This is a genomic window from Ruegeria sp. I1 (assembly GCF_056532675.1).
This window is the reverse complement of record NZ_JBQFNM010000001.1, coordinates 358,655-376,605: the sequence shown is the minus strand read 5'-3', so window position 1 is coordinate 376,605 and position 17,951 is coordinate 358,655. Positions and strand designations below refer to the sequence as shown.

Annotated in this window: 18 protein-coding genes; 7 read left to right on the top strand and 11 right to left on the bottom strand. The window is 57.1% G+C overall.

Going from position 1 to position 17,951, the window contains the following annotated elements:
- Positions 1–89: 89 nt before the first annotated feature.
- From purB to ACR0DH_RS01880, 4 genes are all read left to right on the top strand, one after another.
- On the top strand, positions 90–1,394 hold the full coding sequence (purB, locus tag ACR0DH_RS01895; RefSeq protein ID WP_480546745.1) for an adenylosuccinate lyase: 1,305 nt from the start codon (positions 90–92) through the stop codon (positions 1,392–1,394).
- A 370-nt stretch (positions 1,395–1,764) separates the two neighbouring features.
- Positions 1,765–2,304 carry a tetratricopeptide repeat protein gene (locus ACR0DH_RS01890; protein ID WP_480546743.1) on the top strand — a complete coding sequence of 180 codons (540 nt, stop codon included), beginning with the start codon at positions 1,765–1,767 and terminating at the stop codon, positions 2,302–2,304.
- A 154-nt stretch (positions 2,305–2,458) separates the two neighbouring features.
- Positions 2,459–3,553: a flagellar motor switch protein FliG gene (locus tag ACR0DH_RS01885; protein WP_480546741.1), complete on the top strand. Its 1,095-nt coding sequence runs from the start codon at positions 2,459–2,461 to the stop codon at positions 3,551–3,553.
- A 126-nt stretch (positions 3,554–3,679) separates the two neighbouring features.
- Positions 3,680–4,603, top strand: a complete 924-nt coding sequence (locus ACR0DH_RS01880) for a lysophospholipid acyltransferase family protein (protein ID WP_480546739.1) — start codon at positions 3,680–3,682, stop codon at positions 4,601–4,603.
- Here the strand turns inward: ACR0DH_RS01880 and ACR0DH_RS01875 are convergent, their stop codons facing one another.
- Positions 4,604–5,305 carry a DUF1223 domain-containing protein gene (locus ACR0DH_RS01875; RefSeq protein ID WP_480546737.1) on the bottom strand — a complete coding sequence of 234 codons (702 nt, stop codon included), beginning with the start codon at positions 5,303–5,305 and terminating at the stop codon, positions 4,604–4,606.
- Between the two features lie 227 nt (positions 5,306–5,532).
- Between ACR0DH_RS01875 and acnA the strand changes: the two genes are divergently transcribed.
- Both acnA and ACR0DH_RS01865 read left to right on the top strand, forming a co-directional pair.
- The gene (acnA, locus tag ACR0DH_RS01870; RefSeq protein WP_480546735.1) at positions 5,533–8,223 is read left to right on the top strand and encodes an aconitate hydratase AcnA; all 2,691 of its coding nucleotides are present in this window, start codon (positions 5,533–5,535) and stop codon (positions 8,221–8,223) included.
- Positions 8,224–8,373: 150 nt separating this feature from the next.
- A complete protein-coding gene (locus tag ACR0DH_RS01865) occupies positions 8,374–9,066 on the top strand; it encodes an SDR family NAD(P)-dependent oxidoreductase (RefSeq protein ID WP_480546733.1) in 693 nt (230 codons plus the stop codon).
- Here ACR0DH_RS01865 and ACR0DH_RS01860 read toward each other — a convergent pair.
- From ACR0DH_RS01860 to yajC, 10 genes are all read right to left on the bottom strand, one after another.
- On the bottom strand, positions 9,061–9,603 hold the full coding sequence (locus ACR0DH_RS01860; protein WP_480542359.1) for a DsbE family thiol:disulfide interchange protein: 543 nt from the start codon (positions 9,601–9,603) through the stop codon (positions 9,061–9,063). The two genes, ACR0DH_RS01865 and ACR0DH_RS01860, sit on opposite strands and share 6 nt — an antisense overlap.
- A complete protein-coding gene (ccmD, locus tag ACR0DH_RS01855) occupies positions 9,596–9,754 on the bottom strand; it encodes a heme exporter protein CcmD (RefSeq protein WP_480497463.1) in 159 nt (52 codons plus the stop codon). Before ccmD ends, ACR0DH_RS01860 begins: the two co-directional genes overlap by 8 nt.
- Positions 9,751–10,524: a heme ABC transporter permease gene (locus ACR0DH_RS01850; protein ID WP_480542355.1), complete on the bottom strand. Its 774-nt coding sequence runs from the start codon at positions 10,522–10,524 to the stop codon at positions 9,751–9,753. The genes ccmD and ACR0DH_RS01850 overlap by 4 nt, the downstream gene beginning before the upstream one ends.
- Before the next feature lie 61 nt (positions 10,525–10,585).
- Positions 10,586–11,242, bottom strand: coding sequence for a heme exporter protein CcmB (gene ccmB / locus ACR0DH_RS01845; protein ID WP_480542353.1), 657 nt, complete (start codon positions 11,240–11,242; stop codon positions 10,586–10,588).
- Positions 11,239–11,853: a heme ABC exporter ATP-binding protein CcmA gene (ccmA, locus tag ACR0DH_RS01840; RefSeq protein WP_480547292.1), complete on the bottom strand. Its 615-nt coding sequence runs from the start codon at positions 11,851–11,853 to the stop codon at positions 11,239–11,241. Before ccmA ends, ccmB begins: the two co-directional genes overlap by 4 nt.
- Before the next feature lie 147 nt (positions 11,854–12,000).
- Positions 12,001–12,354, bottom strand: a complete 354-nt coding sequence (locus ACR0DH_RS01835; protein ID WP_480546731.1) for an Mth938-like domain-containing protein — start codon at positions 12,352–12,354, stop codon at positions 12,001–12,003.
- Between the two features lie 9 nt (positions 12,355–12,363).
- Positions 12,364–13,110: a TSUP family transporter gene (locus tag ACR0DH_RS01830; protein ID WP_480542349.1), complete on the bottom strand. Its 747-nt coding sequence runs from the start codon at positions 13,108–13,110 to the stop codon at positions 12,364–12,366.
- Positions 13,103–14,071: a protein translocase subunit SecF gene (secF, locus tag ACR0DH_RS01825; protein ID WP_480542348.1), complete on the bottom strand. Its 969-nt coding sequence runs from the start codon at positions 14,069–14,071 to the stop codon at positions 13,103–13,105. The genes ACR0DH_RS01830 and secF overlap by 8 nt, the downstream gene beginning before the upstream one ends.
- Before the next feature lies 1 nt (position 14,072).
- Positions 14,073–15,734, bottom strand: a complete 1,662-nt coding sequence (gene secD / locus ACR0DH_RS01820; RefSeq protein ID WP_480546727.1) for a protein translocase subunit SecD — start codon at positions 15,732–15,734, stop codon at positions 14,073–14,075.
- Between the two features lie 33 nt (positions 15,735–15,767).
- Positions 15,768–16,055 (bottom strand): preprotein translocase subunit YajC, encoded by a 288-nt coding sequence (yajC, locus tag ACR0DH_RS01815; protein WP_170449793.1) that lies wholly within the window; start codon positions 16,053–16,055, stop codon positions 15,768–15,770.
- A 200-nt stretch (positions 16,056–16,255) separates the two neighbouring features.
- On the opposite strand from yajC, the gene ACR0DH_RS01810 reads away from it, so the two are divergent.
- Positions 16,256–17,917 (top strand): mechanosensitive ion channel family protein, encoded by a 1,662-nt coding sequence (locus ACR0DH_RS01810; protein WP_480546725.1) that lies wholly within the window; start codon positions 16,256–16,258, stop codon positions 17,915–17,917.
- The last annotated feature ends 34 nt before the right edge of the window (positions 17,918–17,951 follow it).

The following is a 17,951-nucleotide window of genomic DNA, read 5'->3' as shown; positions in this document are numbered from 1 at the left end:
ATTTGCACTCTCGTCTTGTTCCTGTGGCTGCTCAGGTTTAAACCCCGCGGCATCACCCACTGCCCAATCACAATAAGGCGATGCTGCCAATGATTCCACGTTATTCCCGCCCCGATATGGTCGCCCTCTGGTCGCCTAAATCCAAATTCCGCATTTGGTACGAGATTGAGGCACATGCCTGCGACGCCATGGCCGATCTGGGCGTGATCCCGCGTGAGAACGCCGAGGCCGTGTGGAAAGCCAAAGACGTGGAATTCGATGTGGCTCGGATTGACGAGATTGAGGCCGTCACCAAGCATGACGTCATCGCCTTCCTGACCCACCTGGCTGAACATGTCGGCAGCGAAGAGGCACGTTTTGTGCATCAGGGCATGACGTCTTCGGACGTGCTGGACACCTGTCTCAACGTGCAACTGACCCGTGCCGCCGACATTCTGATCGCAGATCTCGAAGGACTGCTGGCGGCCCTGAAACGCCGCGCGATCGAGCACAAACATACCGTTCGCATTGGCCGCAGCCACGGCATCCATGCCGAGCCGACCACGATGGGCCTGACCTTTGCCCGCTTCTACGCCGAGATGGACCGCAACCTGTCCCGTATGCGCGACGCCCGTGCAGAAATCGCCACCGGCGCGATCAGTGGCGCGGTTGGCACTTTTGCCAATATCGATCCGCGTGTCGAAGAACATGTCTGCGACCAGTTGGGGCTTGTGCCAGAGCCGATCAGCACGCAGGTCATCCCGCGCGACCGTCACGCAGCCTTCTTTGCGACACTGGGCGTCATCGCCAGCAGCATCGAAAACATCGCCATCGAAATCCGCCACATGCAGCGGACCGAGGTGCTGGAAGGGGCCGAGTTCTTCTCGATGGGGCAAAAAGGCTCCTCAGCCATGCCGCACAAGAAAAACCCGGTTCTGACCGAAAACCTGACCGGTCTGGCTCGTATGGTGCGCGCGGCTGTGATCCCGGCGATGGAGAATGTGGCGCTTTGGCATGAACGCGACATCTCGCATTCCTCGGTCGAACGTATGATCGGACCCGACGCCACAATAACGCTGGACTTTGCTCTGGCCCGTCTGACCGGCGTGATCGACAAGATGCTGATCTTCCCGGAAAACATGCTGGAAAACATGAACAAATTCCCCGGACTGGTCATGAGCCAGCGCGTTCTGCTGGCCCTGACCCAGGCAGGTGTCAGCCGCGAAGATGCCTATGCCATGGTTCAGCGCAACGCGCTGAAGGTCTGGGAACATCGGACCGACTTCAAAGAAGAACTGCTGGCGGACGCCGATGTCACCGCTGCGCTGAGCGCCGAGGAAATCGAAGAGAAGTTCGACCTCGGCTATCACACCAAACATGTCGATACGATTTTCGAGCGAGTGTTTGGCGAATAAGCGCCTGCGACAACTCAGAAAAAGCCCGGCCAGCCTGATGCTGGCCGGGCTTTTTGGTGAATCCACGGGAATCGGGTAGTCTGGTGAAGATACTTCCGCGAAAAGGACAGATCATGATCAGAACCGTATTTTGCTCAATCGCACTTGTTTGCATGGCCTCAGCTAGCCTGGCCTGCAGCGGCCATAGCAAACAAACCCAGTCCTGTATCGAGGGGACAACCTGGGACCAGGAAACCCAAAGCTGCCTAAAAATCATCAACAGCTGAAAAATTTCTTTCCTGTTTGTGAATAAATGCGACCGATCCGGTGTTAGCTTTTTGGAAGATCACACTATGATTTCAAAAAGCAGACCTGAGAACGGAGTCGAATAATGCGCCTTGTCTTAGCATCCGCAATCGCGTTTCAAGCCTTTGCCTTTGCCCCTGCCGTCCATGCCGCTGGCGGTGATAGCAATCCGCCAAAACCCACGAACACCACTAAGAAGTGCCTGTTCGGCCGCGTGTATGACGAAGCGGCCGGCAAATGCGTAAAGCCGAACAAAAGCAATTTCTCTGACGATCAGCTTTACGATGCGGTTCGTGAGCTGGCCTATGACGGCCAGTACAAAAACGCTCAGGGTATCCTGCGCATCATGGATCAGGGCGACGATCGTGTTCAGACCTACTGGGGCTTCACCTACCGCAAGATGGGTGAGCTTGAGCTGGCGAACCTGTTCTATGAAAAAGCCATTGATGCCAACCCTGACAACATTCTGGCCCGCAGCTATATGGGGCAGGGTTTTGTAGCCGAGGGCAAAACCGATCTGGCCATTGAACAGTGGCGCGAGATCAAGGCCCGCGGCGGCGAAGGCACCTGGGCCGAGGCCTCATTGCGCGAAGCCATCCGGACCGGGCTGACGTACAGCTACTAAAGCCTTTGAACAGCGGCACATCGCCAGCATCCCGGATATGCAAAAACATCCGCCGGGGCTGGCGATGCGTTTGTTTTAGTGCATTGGGCTTCAGCCTTTCTTTACCCGACACTTGCTATCCTGCCCGTGGAACTGACTACGGCTCGGCAGGCACATGCAGGATACAAACGCACTGATACAAATGGCACCGGGGGGGACGCCGCCCGCTGCGGGCACTGAAAGCAACGCTGCCAAGATCGTCCCCAGATCGCTGAGCAGTTTGCAAAAAGCGGCCGTTGTTGTGCGGCTGTTGCTGAACGAAGGCGCGGATATCCCGCTGGAGGAACTGCCAGACGATCTGCAGGAAAGACTTACACATCAGCTTGGCCAGATGGGTTTGGTGGATCGCGTGACACTGGATTCTGTTGCGCGAGAATTCGGTGATGCGCTTGATAACATTGGGCTGTCCTTTCCCCACGGGCTGGCAGGCGCGTTGGATGCCATAAACGATAAAATTGCCCCTGCGACGGCAGCACGCTTGCGCAAGGTCGCCGGTGTTCGGCAGATCGGGGACCCTTGGCAGCGGTTGCGGGAAATCCCAACCGAAGAACTGGCAGGCATGGCGCAAGCCGAAAGCACCGAGGTGGCCGCAGTGATGCTGTCCAAGCTCGATACGGCGCAGGCCGCGCAGCTGCTGGGTCACCTGCCCGGCCCGGTCGCGCGCCGCATCACCTATGCAATATCGAAAACCGCCAGCGTCACACCCGAAGCGGTGGAACGTATCGGGTGGTCGCTGGCCTCACAATTGGATCAACGCCCGGCCCAAGCGTTCAGCGATGGCCCGGGCGCGCGTGTCGGGGCCATCCTGAACCAATCCGCTGCTGCAACCCGCGACGGTTTGCTGGATGCTTTGGATGCCGAAGATGCCGATTTCGCCAGCGTTGTTCGTCAATCCATTTTCACCTTCGCGCATATCCAGACCCGCATTCAGGCACGCGATATCCCAGCGGTCTTGCGCGAGGTTGAACAACCGGTTCTCATCACCGCCTTGGCGGGCGCTGCGGCAGATGATGACAAGGCATCGGTTGAGTTTCTGTTGTCGAACATCTCCGCCCGCATGGCCGATAACCTGCGCGAAGAAATGGGTGAACGCGGGCGCGTCAAACAGGCCGAAGCCGAAGAGGCAATGACCCAAATCGTCGGCGCCGTGCGGACGCTGGTTGACGCAGGCACGATCGTTCTGGTCGAAACCGAGGACGAGGACGAATAGACCCTGTGCCCTGCAAACCCGGGTGTAACCAACCGGTCCGTATCAACCGCGGCTGACCGCTTGAGCTTGCGGGTTTTGACCTATATGTCTGATCTCAAAATTCGCAAAACGCGGTGAGACGCATTCATGCCCGTCGAAAAGTCAAGGCTCAGCCGAAGTGAGCTTGCAAAATACTATGTCGCCAATCTGTTCCTGAAGGGGGTCATCGGTACCATGCGCCTGCTGCCTTACGAGCGGCGCATCCCCGCAATGGGCGCGATCGTGCGCGGCCTTGCCCCCATTGTCGGCTTTCGCCGACGGGTTCTGCGAAACCTGAACCTCACCTGCCCAGAACTTTCGGAAGCCGAGGCAAGAAAGATCAGCAGCGATGTCTCTGACAATGCAGGGCGTGCGATCATGGAGCATTTTTCGCCCGAAGGGTTCGTTGAACGTCAGAAACACGCAAAAATAAGCGGGCCCGGTATCGAATCCTTTGACGCAGCGATTGCCGAAGGTCGTCCGGTCATGATGATCACCGCGCATTTCGGGCACTACCTGGCCGCGCGCGTTGCTTTGCAGCACCGCAGCGACAAACCAATTGGCTGCCTGTATCGCCGGATGGCAAATCCTTACTTCAACGACGCCTATGTCGAAGCCTTCTACAAATCCGGCTCACCTATGTTCGAACAAGGTCGGCGCGGCATGGTGGAAATGGTCAGGTCCCTCAAGAATGGCGGTATTATCGCCATCGTCTCTGACCTGCATTCGCAAGGTGGCGAACAGCTACAATTTTTTGGCAAACCGGCGATCACATCGGTCCTGAATGCTGAACTGGCGATAAAATACAAAGCGGTCCTGATCCCCTGCTACGCGGTTCGTCAGCCCAACGGGCTGGATTTTGAGATCATTCTGCACGACCCCGTTCCGCACACGACCCCGCAAGAGATGACGCAGTTCACCAACAATGATCTGGAACAGATCGTTCGCCAGCATATGGGCCAATGGTTCTGGATTCACCGCCGCTGGAAACACTGGAACGGCCTGGGCGTCAGCCTTGAGGAAATGCCCTGATCATTTCACATGGGTGGCGGCGACAATGGGGCCGTGACCAACCTGTTGCACCAGCACGACGGCAGGAAAATCTGCAGTCAAATGAGCCTCGAAACTCTGCGGCGCTGTGCCATCCCACTGACCTGCGATCTGCCAGCTTTCAACAACGTTGGCATAGTCTAGGTCATGGCCTGCCAGTTCACCCCGACGGATCGAAGCATGCCGCATCGGAGAATATTGAACCACCCGCACATCATATATCTGCCCATCGGACAATGTGACCGGGGAAACATCGACCAGTACAGCATCCCCATCACGACGGGCCCGAACCGTGGCCTGGGGCACGGCAGCCAAATGCGCCTCGATCAGCTGGTTCAACTCGCCTGCTTTGGCACCGACCACATCCTCTTGCCCGTTGATCACCATCTGAGGTGTATAGATCATCGACCGCCCGCCCTGACGCGCATAGGCGCGCTGTCGCACCGTGTGATCAGGATCCGCGTATTCATCTTTCCAGCCGATATAGTCCCAATAGTCCACATGCAGCGCCAGACCGATCACATCGTCGCGTTTCACGAGTTCTTGCATGATCCGGTCAGCTGGTGGACAGGACGAACACCCCTGCGAGGTAAACAGCTCGATCACAACCGGGTCTTCTTCGGCCGCAGCGTGGGCCGCGAGCAGAAGGGAAAGAGCGGTTGTGACTATAGTGGCTTTAAACATCGGTAGGCCTTGGCTAGTTTGGGCTGCTCAGAAGGTTTAGCTGCTTTGACGTTCAACCTCCAATCAAGGTTTCTTGAAACGCGGTAAGAATGCCCTTGGGTTATTGTGTACAATAGTATACAAAATACACATCAAACGCGCTGATCGCCCTTGAACCGACAGCCCTAGTGATGCAGATAAAGCGTAGCGACCCCATAATCCAAGTCATTTGAGAGGGAGGCCAGAAGATGCCCATCAAAGTCGGACAGGACACCGCCAAAACCCGCCGCAGCCTGAGTGTGAATGGCACATCCATTTCCTACTATTCGATCCCAGCCGCGCAAGAGGCCGGTCTCGGCGATTTCTCGAACCTGCCCGCCGCGTTGAAAGTAGTGCTCGAAAACATGCTGCGGTTCGAGGATGAGGGTTTCTCGGTCTCGGTCGATGACATCAAAGCCTTCGCCGAATGGGGTGCGAACGGGGGTAAAAACCCACGAGAGATCGCTTATCGCCCTGCCCGCGTTCTGATGCAGGATTTCACCGGTGTTCCGGCGGTCGTCGACCTTGCCGCGATGCGCGACGGGATTAAGGGCTTAGGTGGCGACGCACAAAAGATCAACCCGTTGAACCCGGTCGATCTGGTCATCGACCACTCGGTCATGATCGACGAGTTCGGCAACCCACGCGCCTTTCAGATGAACGTGGACCGCGAATATGAGCGCAACATGGAACGGTACCAGTTCCTGAAATGGGGTCAAACCGCGTTCAACAACTTCCGCGTTGTGCCCCCCGGCACTGGTATTTGCCACCAGGTGAACCTTGAGTATCTGGCCCAGACTGTCTGGACCGATACCGATCAAAACGGCGATGAGGTCGCCTATCCTGACACGCTGGTTGGTACCGACAGCCACACCACCATGGTCAACGGCATGGCCGTGCTGGGCTGGGGCGTCGGCGGGATCGAGGCCGAAGCCGCGATGCTCGGTCAGCCTATCTCAATGCTGATCCCCGAGGTTGTGGGCTTTGAGCTGACAGGCTCCATGGTCGAAGGCACGACCGGTACGGACTTGGTTCTGAAAGTAGTCGAGATGCTGCGTGAAAAAGGCGTCGTCGGCAAATTCGTTGAATTCTACGGCGAAGGTCTGGACCATCTGCCGCTGGCGGATCGCGCGACCATAGCCAATATGGCGCCTGAATACGGTGCGACCTGTGGCTTCTTCCCCATCGACGGAGAGACCCTGCGCTATATGCGCAATACGGGCCGTGATGAGGACCGGATCGCGCTGGTCGAAGCCTATGCCAAGGAAAACGGGTTCTGGCGCGGGGCGGATTATGCGCCGATCTACACCGATACATTGACGCTAGATATGGGCACCATCGTCCCTGCCATCTCGGGCCCGAAACGCCCGCAGGACTATGTTGCGCTGACCGACGCCAAAGCCGCCTTCACAAAGGAAATGGCCGAAACATTCAAACGCCCGATGGGTAAGGAAGTCGCTGTCAAAGGCGAAGACTATAAGATGGAATCGGGCAAGGTCGTGATCGCCTCGATCACCTCCTGCACCAACACCTCGAACCCCTATGTGATGATTGGTGCCGGTCTGGTGGCACGCAAGGCGGCTGCGCTGGGTCTGGATCGCAAACCTTGGGTCAAGACCTCTCTGGCACCCGGTTCGCAGGTCGTTTCGGCCTATCTTGAGGCTGCTGGCTTGCAGGATGATCTGGACAAGATTGGCTTTAACCTTGTGGGCTATGGCTGCACCACCTGTATCGGGAACTCGGGCCCAATCCAGAAAGAAATCAGCGACGCCATTGCCGAAGGTGATCTGGTCGCCACGTCGGTTCTGTCGGGCAACCGCAACTTTGAGGGCCGTATCTCGCCTGATGTACGCGCCAACTATCTGGCCTCGCCGCCGCTGGTTGTGGTCTATGCGTTGGCCGGTACGCTGGATATTGACCTGACTTCGGACCCCATCGGTCAAGACAAGGATGGCAACGATGTCTACATGAAAGACCTTTGGCCCAGCCAAGCTGAGATTGCGGAACTTGTTCAGGCGACCGTGACCCGCGAGGCGTTCCAGTCTAAATATGCGGACGTCTTCAAGGGCGACGAGAAATGGCAGAGCGTTGAGGTGCCGCAACAAGAAACCTATGACTGGCCCCCAACCTCAACCTACATCCAGAACCCGCCTTACTTCCAGGGTATGGGGGCTGAACCGGGCACCATCTCGAATATCAATGGGGCCAAGGTGCTGTTGATACTTGGGGACATGATCACCACTGATCATATCTCGCCCGCCGGATCTTTCGCGACCACCACCCCTGCCGGGAAGTATCTGATCGAACGGCAGGTGCAGCCACGCGAGTTCAACTCGTATGGATCACGCCGCGGCAATCACGAGATCATGATGCGCGGTACCTTTGCCAATATCCGCGTCAAGAACGAGATGCTGGATGGCGTTGAAGGCGGGTACACGAAAGGACCTGATGGCCAACAGACCTCGGTCTATGAGGCGTCGATGGCCTATCAGGAACAGGGCACGCCCTTGGTGGTATTCGGCGGCGAGCAATATGGCGCGGGCTCGTCCCGCGACTGGGCAGCCAAAGGGACCGCCTTGTTGGGTGTGAAGGCCGTGATCGCGGAAAGCTTTGAGCGCATCCACCGGTCAAATCTTGTTGGCATGGGTGTTATTCCGCTGGAATTCACGGGCGGGGACACACGCAAAACACTGGGCCTGAAAGGTGATGAGACAGTGTCGATTCATGGGTTGGATACGGTCGAGCCGTTGCAAGAGGTACCCTGCACGATAACCTATGGCGATGGGTCCGAGAAGACCATCACCCTGAAGTGCCGGATCGATACCGCGCCCGAGATTGAATACATCGAAAATGGCGGTGTGTTGCATTATGTGTTGCGAAATCTCGCCAAGGCTGGCTGAGGCCGCTTTGTTCGTGGCCGTAAAAGGACGCCTACGGGCGTCCTTTTTGCATTTTTTAGCGAGGCTCTGCCTCGCGCTCCGAGGTATTTACGAACAGAAGAAGTTGAATATCGCCCATAATCCGGGTCTGGTCAGCGCAAGGAGGCTGGTATGGATAAAGTGGCATTGATAACAGGCGGCGCGCGCGGAATTGGGCGCGCAATTGTCGACGAATTGCGCGGCGACCACCATGTGGCGTTCACTTGGTTGGCGAGCGAACCCAAGGAGAAAAGCGAGTGTCTGGCCTTGCGTTCTGACCTAACAGCAGAAGGGCAGCCCGAGGCGGTTATTCAGCAGGTCATAGAAAAGTTTGGACGTCTCGATCTGATCGTGAACAATGCCGGAGCGGTTACGATGACCCCGAAAGACGTGTTCGATAAGGATGATCACCTCTCCATATTAGACCTGAACCTGCTGGTGCCCGCCGCTTTGCTGACCGCAGCTTTGCCGCATCTGAAACCGGGCGCCGCGATTGTCAGCATCTCTTCGATGAATGCCGTTCTGCCGCCCAAGGATGCGGTGACCTATGGGGCCAGCAAAGCCGCACTGAACTTGTGGACGCGTGGTATGGCCAAAGAACTGGGGCCCAAGGGTATTCGTGTGAACGCCGTGGCCCCTGGCGCGATCAACATCCCCGAGGCGCCGCGCCCGGATGACCTGACCGCCTTATTCGTCAAGGATACCGCAGTTGGACGCGTAGGCCGGCCAGAAGATATTGCAAAGACTGTTCGGTTTTTGGCCTCGGATGACGCCAGTTTCATTACGGGTGAAGTTCTGGGCGTTACCGGCGGGTATCGGTTATGAGCCGCCTGCCGCCTGGTCCAGAGCAGGCCGGATCGTGCTTTCGATGACACGCCGCGTGATCGGCCCGGCGAAGCGTAGGATCACGGTACCCTCGCCATCGATCACATAGGTCTCGGGCACGCCGTAGAGGCCCCAATCCAGAGCCATACGCCCCTGCTCGTCTCGGCCTATGCCTGAATAGGGATCGCCTAGTTCTTGCAGAAAGCTTTCGGCATTATCCAGCTGATCTTTGTAGTTGATGCCGTAGACGGGGATGCCTTCGGCAGACAGCGCTTCGAGGTTGGGATGCTCGGCCCGGCAGGGCGCGCACCAGCTGGCCCAATAATTGACCAGCTTAACCTTGCCATCCCTTAGCGTTTCATCGTTGAACAAGGTTTTGCCGGGAAACTCGGTCAGGACGACAGGTGGTGCAGGCTGTCCTTGCCGCGCCGAAGGCAGCGCGTCGGGATCCTCACGGAACATGCCAATCCCGGCAAGAACCGCAAATGCGCCGAAGATCAGGGGTGGCGCGATCATAAGGGGCGAAATCTTAGCCATTGCGCGTCACTCTTTGTTCAACCTTTTCCATCTCGGTCCGTACTTTGCGGCCGCGCATCACGCTGATCGCGACAAGCGCCAGCAGCAAGCCGATTGAAACGGCATAGGACCACAGAACAGCATCTGCATATTTTCCAAGATCGGGGATCATCCGCCCACCCTTTCACGTGCCAGCAGGGCCTTGACGCGCCGCGCGCGGATTTCGGTGCCTGTGCGGTAGAGAACCAGCGCGATGAACAGCAAAACAAAGCCGATGATGCAGATCAGAAGCGGGTAAAAGAAGATGTTACTCACCTTCTCCTCGGTATCTGTGCCTGTGATGGCTCCGGCCCGCATAACGGATGCGCCCTGATGCAGGCCTTGGTTCCAGAAATTCACTGCATAGCGGCTGAGAATGGCGAAGACCGAGCCCACTAGACACAGGACCGATGTCAGGTCGGCCGCCGTATCAGGGTCTTCTATTGCTTCCCAAAGCGCCACATAGCCAAGGTAGAACAGAAACAGGATCAGGAATGAGGTCAAGCGCGGATCCCACGCCCACCAGGTGCCCCACATGGGCTGGCCCCAGATGGCTCCGGTTGCCAATGCAATCAGAGTCATGACAATGCCCACTGGGGCTGCGGCTCGGGCAGCCAGAGCGCTGACATGATGGCGGCGCACCAGCCAGATCAACGAGGTTACCAGCATCATCAGCCAGCAGTTGATGGCCATCAATGCCGCAGGAACATGCAGATAGATGATCTTGACGGTCGATCCCTGTTTGTAATCGTCCGGCGTGAAGAAAAAGCCCCAGACAAGCCCGACCATCAGACACAATGCTGAGGTGATCCAGAAAAACGGCAAGATGCGTTCGCTGGTGGCAAGAAATTTGCGCGGATTGGCATATTCCCAAAGGGCGTTGGCTCTGGCTGCGATTGTCATGGCTGATATCTAGTCTGAAACCGGCAGTTTCTCAATTGACCTCCGTCAAGAATGTGGCGCTTCACCGCAGATTGATCCGTAGCACAGCCGCGCTGGCAAATGGCAGCAAGGCAATCGTGGCGGCGGTAATCCCGGCCAGCATCAGCAGCGGGGTCTGTGTGTCCATTCCGGTCGCACCGCGACGGGCGACCTCTGCCCCGAAAATCAGAGTCGGAACGTAGAGCGGCAGCACCAAGAGCGAAAGAAGTAACCCCCCACGTTTGAGCCCAACGGTCAAGGCCGCGCCGAAGGTGCCGATCACGCTCATGGCCGGGGTGCCCAGCAGCAGTGAGATCACCAGCCCAAAAAAGCCCGGTGCTGGCAGGTTCAGCAAGATGCCTAGAAAAGGCGCAGCCAAGACCAATGGCAAACCCGTGGTGATCCAATGTGCAAGCGCTTTGATCGACACAATGGCTTCGAGCGGCAACGGGGCCGTTGCGAGAAGATCCAGTGATCCATCCTCCCAATCCAACGCGAGGAGACGGTCGAGCGAAAGCAGACAGGCCAGGAGCGCACCGAGCCATAGAATGCCGGGTGCGATGGTGGACAGCAGCGCCGACTGCGGGCCAACTGCAAAGGGCACCAGAACCGTCACGATCAGGAAAAAGGCCAGCCCCAGACCAAAGCCGCCCCCGGCCCGGAAGGCCAGTTTCAGGTCGCGCAGCAGCAGAGCGATCACAGGAACCCTCCGTCCAGGTCATCGGTCAGGTCAAGACGGGCTTTGTAGGGACCGACATCCAGTATTTCAGCTTCAAGACCCAGATCGATATGGGTGGCGATCAGGGCGGAGCCGCCCTGCCCCAGATGTCTTTGTACGGTTGACGCGAACATTTGCACCGCGCTTTGGTCCAGGGAAACGGTCGGCTCATCCAAGGCCCAGATTGATCGGCCCGTCACCAACATGCGCGCCAAGCCCAGCCGCCGCTTTTGACCTGCTGACAGATTGCCCGCGTGGCGATCTGCAAGCGCGTTCAGATGAAAGGCATCCAATGCGGGCTGGATGTCATGCGTTCCGAAGACCTCAGCCCAAAAGGTGAGATTCTCGGTCACGGTCAGGGTTGGTTTCAACCCGTCTGAATGAGAGGCGTAGGCGATCTGATCCTCGGCCCCGTCGATACGCCCGGACAGCGGTGGTTGCAGACTTGCCAAAGTGCGCAGCAGCGTTGTCTTGCCGATGCCGTTCGGTCCGCGAACGATCAGAGCCTGACCGGGGGCAAGCGAGAAGCTCAGCCCTTCGAGCACGGGAATGCCGCCACGCGCAATCGCCAGATTTGTCACCGTGAGTGTCATATCCATCGCTTATCTGATTGGAGAGGCGGGCAAAAGGATGGATTTGCCGCAGGGTTCATAGGCCTGTTCATATGGTGAGTGCGGGAGCGAGAGGCCAGCCTCTCGCGCTCTCCGGGATATTTTTTGGCCAGATGAAGGAGGATCCGTTTACACGGGGATCAAGGCAAGCGCGATGCGGCGACCTTCAGAGAGCAGCACGTTATAGGTGCGGCATGCGGCGGGTGAATTCATGATCTCGACACCAAGGCCCGCCTCTTCCAAAGCGTTGCGCAGGTCTGCTGGAATATGGGATAGCTCAGCGCCTGTACCAATGAACAAGACATCGACCACATCTGCAAGTGCCAGCAGATCGTCGACCTGTGCATAGCCGTCCCAGAGTGTTGTTCCTGTTGGACCGGTCAGGATGCCGCCGTGATGCAACTGACCACCAATGCGAAAAAAACCGGGGCCATAGCCATCGACTGGCTGGGCATTTGTATAGGTGATCTCATTCAATCGCATGCGTGTCTTTTACCCCCAAAGCGGCAGGCCGGACAAGGCGGCAAAGGCAATCGCCAGATAGGCTGCGTTGCGGTAGATGCGCTCGCGCTCAGGTCGGAATAGCCAGCCGCCCAGCCAATTGCCCAGCAGGTTTGGTATCGCAAGCGCAAGCCCCAGACCTGCGGTTGCATAGGTGACTTGCCCCATTGCCGTCAAAAACCCCAGCAGCAGGAAGTCGAACGCTAGAAGGAACAACAAGATGGTTGCCCGGATCACCTCGACCGGCAGCGGGCGTGACATATAAAAAAGAATGACAGCTGGCCCCGGGAGGCCCGCAACGCCGCCCAGGAAACCCGCTGCGGCACCGATCGCGTTGACCATCATGTGGCTGACGTGACCGTGATAGCGCAGGCCCAGGATCAAGATGGCTAGCATGGCCAGCGCAAGGCCGCTGACCGCGTAGCGGAACACATCTGGGTCGACTTGGGTAAGAAGCCACAGGCCTACGGGCAAGACCAAGGCGCAGCTTATTACCAAGCGCCACAGGTCGGCCTGATTCACAGACACCCAAGCCCTTCGCAGGTTGGGCAAAGGGCCGAAGACATCCATGATGGTTAAACCGATCAGGGCACCAAACGGACCCAAATGCGGCGTTGCAAGGGGAAGGAAGATCAGCGCAGTTCCAAAACCTGAAAACCCGCGCACAACGCCGCTGAGACCTGCGGCAAAGACAATGATGGCCAGCCCCTGAGGGGACTGGCCGAAAAGCTCAGGCATCCACGTTGGCAAACTGGTTGCCCGCGTTGTTTGATGGCTTGGACCAGTCTCGCTTAACCCCCAACCACAACAGGATGGTTGAGGCCACGAAGACCGACGAATAGGTCCCCACGATCACGCCCCAGATCATCGCGAAAACAAAACCGCGGATCACGTCACCGCCCAAAACATAAAGCGAAATCAGCGCCAGAAGGGTGGTAACCGAGGTCATCACCGTCCGGCTAAGCGTTTCGTTTATCGAGATGTTGAGCACCTCTTTGAGGTCTTTCTTTTTGTATTTCCGCAGGTTCTCGCGCACCCGGTCGAACACGACCACGGTATCGTTCAGCGAGTAGCCGACGATGGTCAGCAGTGCAGCGATGATGGCCAGATCAAAGCGGATTTGGAGTTCCGAGAAGATACCGATGGTCAGGATCACATCGTGCACAAGAGCCGCGACCGCGCCCAGTGCGAATTGCCACTCAAAGCGTAGCCAGATGTAGACAAGCACCGCCCCGATGGCCAATGCCACGGCGATGATCGCCGTTTGGATCAATTCGCCAGATACCTTCGGGCCGACCGATTCGACTGAGACAAACTGGATATCCGGGATCACGGTTTTTAACGCCTCTTCGACGGCGGTGATTGTCGCCGCCTCAACCGCTTCGGCATCAGCCTGCGCCTGAATGCGGATCATCGCAACGTTTTCGTCCGGGCCAAAGGTCGGATCAAAAATCTCGGTGATCGTCACATCGCCAAGCCCCAAAGGCGCGATGGCATCGCGATAGGTGCCCACGTCAATTTCAACCGCACTTTGGGTCCGAATGGTCGTGCCACCGCGGAAGTCGATACCAAAGTTCAGCCCCTGCAAAAGGAAAGAGGTGAAGGCGATGACCATCATCAGGCCCGAGATACCCAGCCAGAGCTTCCAGCGGCTGAAGAAATCGAACGAGGTGTTCTGGGGTACGAGTTTCAGTCTCATGTCAAACCTCGATCGTTTTCGGGCGGCGGCGTTCGAACCAGATCACAACCAACAGTCGCGTGACGAAGATCGCCGTAAAGACCGAGGTCAGAATACCCAACCCCAGTGTAATCGCGAATCCGCGTACCGGCCCGCTGCCCATGGCAAACAGGATCACGGCGGTGATGAACGTGGTGACGTTGGCGTCCACAATAGCTGACAGCGCCTTTTCATAACCCAGCTCGATCGCGCGTGCCGGGCCTTTAGCGGATTTCAGTTCTTCTCGGATTCGTTCAAAGATCAGCACGTTGGCGTCAACGGCCATACCAACTGTTAGAACTATGCCCGCGATGCCTGGTAGAGTTAATGTAGCTCCGATGAGGGATAGAAGGCCGAACAGAAGGCCCACGTTGATGATGAGCGCGACATTGGCGAAGAGACCAAACAACCCGTAGCTGAGCGCCATGAAGGCCAGCACTGCCACAAATGCCACAATGGTTGCGACCTTACCTGCATCGATACTGTCTTGGCCCAGCTCTGGTCCGATTGTGCGTTCTTCCAGAAAGACCAACTCTGCCGGCAGGGCACCCGCGCGAAGCAAGATTGCAAGGTTAGTGCTTTCCTCAACGGTGAAATTTCCGGTGATGATCCCAGACCCACCCGGGATATGGCTTTGGATAACAGGGGCCGAGATGACCTCATCATCCAGCACAATCGCGAACGGCGCGCCGATATTGTCGCGAGTGTAGTCACCAAACTTCCGGGCGCCCGAAGTGTTAAAGCGGAAGCTGACAGCCGGGCGGCCATTTTGGTCAAAAGAGGGCTGCGCATCCACCAGTTCCTCACCGGTAACCACCGGAGCGGATTCGATGATGTAGAAGATACCGTTTTCATCAATCGACGGCACCACCTCTTGACCGATGCCAGCGACGGCATCTGGATCGGTGCCGCGATTGATCACGGGGTTAAAGGTCAGCTGCGCCGTGGTTCCTATAATATCCTTCAGCTCTCCAGCGCTGCCGATCCCCGGCACCTGGATCAGGATACGATCCGAACCCTGACGTTGGATGGTTGGTTCACGCGTACCAACCTCATCAATCCGGCGGCGCACGATTTCCAGCGCCTGACGTACCGTTCGGTCATCCGAGGCAAGCTTCTCGGCTTCAGACAGTTGAACGACGATCGTGTCCCCATCGGCGCGGGCTTCAATATCCGTGGCACCAACCCCGGTTAGGGTTTGTACCTGACGGGCAAGCCCTCGAACAACCTCAAGCGCGCGGGGCATGCCTTCGGGCTGGCTGATGCGCACACGAATCTCACCGGGTGCTGCGTCCTGCCTGCGGATCGTACCCACTGTGGACCGTTCATCCCGCAACGCGTCGCGGATTTCCGGCCACATCGCCTCCATCCGCGCTTCGTAGACATCTTCTACCTTTACCTCGGCCAGCAGATGCGCGCCGCCCCGAAGATCAAGGCCCAGATTAACTAGCGAAGATGGCAGCCAGTTCGGCCATAACGCGGCCTCGGCCTGATTTTCTGGCGTATCCGCGCCCAGCTCAATCGCAGCTTTGGCGTCGTTCGAAAGCTCGACCCGCGTGTAAAACGCATTCGGCAGGGCCAAGAGCAGGCCGGTCACGCAGACCAGCCAGATCAGAACCCGCTTCCAGGTATCAATTTGCAGCATTACCCTGCCTTTTCAAGGAATTGTCAGGCGAAGTTACTTCGCAGGTTCGGTCTTGTTCAGAACTTGAGCGATGGTTGATTTGACCACGCGAACCTTGACACCCTCGGCGATCTCGACCTCGATCTCGTTTTCGCCTTCCTTGACCTTCGACACTTTGCCGATCAGACCGCCTTGGGTAACAACTTGATCACCACGGCGCACCGCTTCGACCATGGCCTGATGTTCTTTCATCTTCTTTTGCTGCGGACGGATCAACAGAAAATACATGATCGCGAAGATCAGGATCAGCGGGAGAAACTGGGCGATTGCGCCACCTTCCATGGGATATTCCTTTGCTTTGTGCTGCGGTTTGGTTCCGCAAATTTGGCGGGAACCTATGCGCTGATATGCCTGTTTGCAAGCAAAGGCGGCGGTGTGACCCACCTGCACCGCTCCGAGGCACTCAAAGACGGATCAGAGCGTTGCAGATATGCCCTATGAACACGGATCATCTTGGGTATAGTCGGCCTTATGGGGGCGTGATGAGAATTCTCTACAAACATTTGCAGATATTGAAGCTTTGGCTGTCGGCTCTGGTGCTGTTGGCTGCGCTAACAACATCGGCCCAAGCTCAGGAAGCGCCCCCTGAGCCGTCCGAGACTGAAGCTGCTGACTCTGATGTGTTCAAAGCGCCCGTGGTGATCGACGGTGATCCGCTCTTCTTCCTACGTGGTTCCTCTGCTCTGCCTGCCAATGAACGGGCTGAACGGGTCCAGAACAGGATCATTGAAATCGCTGAATCATCAGAAAGCCTGAATGTCGAGATCACCTATCGGGACAGCGAGCTCGGAACAGAGATTCTTGCAGATGGTGTTGTTGTGTCCGTGGCAACCGAGGCGGATGCCGAACTAGACCAGATGGAGATCGATATTATCAGCGTGTTGCAGGGAGATGCGATCCGCGAAGCAATCGTCACCTACCGTGCCAACCGAAGCGACGAGGCCCGCGTATCCGGCGCAATCGAGGCCGCTGGTTGGACCTTTGGGTTTGTGGTCTTCATCGTGCTGATCCTTTGGCTGCACCGACGGATCAAGCGGCGCACGCTGGAAATCGTTCAAGGCTATTTGAAAGACGTTGAAACCGTGACGGCCAAAAGCGTCCAGGCCGAAGCGATTGCCGCCCTGATCCGCTATGGGCTCAACTTTATCCTGCTGATCCTCTTCTTTTTGGGTTTCTATTACTACCTGTCCTTCGTGCTGCTGTCGTTTGCCGAAACTCGGTATTTTGCCCAATTGCTGCTAACCTACCTGACCGAACCGGTCCTGCTGATCTTCCGCGGCATTGTTAGTTACATCCCCAACTTGATCATGCTGGCGCTGATCACATGGATCACGCTGTATATCATCCGGGGAATGCGAGTATTTTTCGACGCGGTCGAGGCCGGGTCTTTTGAGATGCGGGATTTCGAAAGGCACTGGATCAATCCAACCTTCAACATCGCCCGGGTTGTCGTCGTTCTAATCGCCCTTGTATTTGCGGTGCCTTACATTCCGGGCTCGGACTCGGCAGCCTTTCAGGGGCTGACCATCCTTGTGGGGGCTATGCTGTCGCTAGGCGCGAACTCGGTTGTGTCGAACATGCTGGCTGGCTTGTTTGTGATCTATCGCCGATCAACCTCGATTGGGGATCGCATTCAGATCGGCGATCACATCGGCGACGTGGTGCAGATCAAGCTGATGGAGACCCATCTGAAATCCATCAAGAACGAGTTGATCTCAATCCCAAATTCCCAGTTGATGAATTCGGACGTTGTGAATTTCTCGAAGAAAACCGATGGCAGCGGCTTGTTGCTGCACACAACGGTTGGCATTGGTTACGAGGAGCCACCTGAAAAGATCGAGGCGATGCTGATCGAAGCCGCGCATCGCACCAAGAGCATCAAGACCAAACCAGAACCCTTCGTTTTGTGGACTGCGTTGGCTGACTACGCGATCAACTATCAGATCAACGGATATACCACTCGAGGCAGCATCATTCCCAAGATCAAATCTGATCTGCACCGTAACATCGTGGCCGTGTTCAACGAGAACAACGTCCAGATCATGACGCCGTCTTACATCGCCGATCCGCCAGAGCCCAAAATTCCGACTGAAGGTTGGGACGGCCATCTGGCGCATGAAGTTGAAGGGGATGAAAAGGCCTAGGCGGAAATCGCTTAACGGGTGCTACACCCTTGCT